Here is a 626-nt window from a genome sequence, read left to right as displayed (position 1 = left end):
GGCCTGATTGATTTCAGGAATAGGTGCTGGTCGCTGCGGGTTGGTAAGCCGGGGTCTTCTGCCGTCAAACGGAGGACCCGGGTTGGCCTACAAATCCGTCACGGACCAGCAAGTGAGAGTATACATGACCGACCTCCAGAAACACAGTCAGCGCACCGCGGCTGCCCGTGCCGGGTTCAGCGAACGGACCGCCCGGCGTTTCGATGCGGACCCGACACCGCCCTCGAAGCGCAAGATCCTTCATGGGCGCACGGTGGCCGATCCCCTCGAAGGCTATTGGGAGGGCGACCTGCTCCCCTTGCTCGAGACCGACAGCACCGTGCAGGCCGTCACCCTGTTGCGCCATCTCCAGAGCGAGCACCCATTGGCATTCCCCGATGATCGTATCCGGCGCACCCTGGAGCGGCGTGTGCGGCAGTGGCGGGCTCTGAACGGCCCCGAGCGCGACATCATCTTCCGCCAGACACCGGAGCCGGGATACATGGCCCAGTCCGACTTCACCCACGCCGAAGAGCTGCGCGTCACGATCGCGGGGCAGCCATTCCCGCATCTGCTTTACCACTTCGTCATGGTTTACAGCCGCTGGGAACATGTCGGCGTGGTCCTCGGTGGGGAGAGCTTCACGG

At 64.2% G+C, this 626-nt stretch carries 1 pseudogene; it reads left to right on the top strand.

Features of this window, described 5'->3' with window-relative positions:
- Positions 1-124: 124 nt before the first annotated feature.
- A pseudogene (locus tag ACH107_RS33365) lies at positions 125-626 on the top strand (IS21 family transposase); the annotation flags it as partial.

Source organism: Roseovarius halophilus (ex Wu et al. 2025) (genome assembly GCF_047086965.1).
This window is presented reverse-complemented; position numbering and strand designations above follow the sequence as displayed.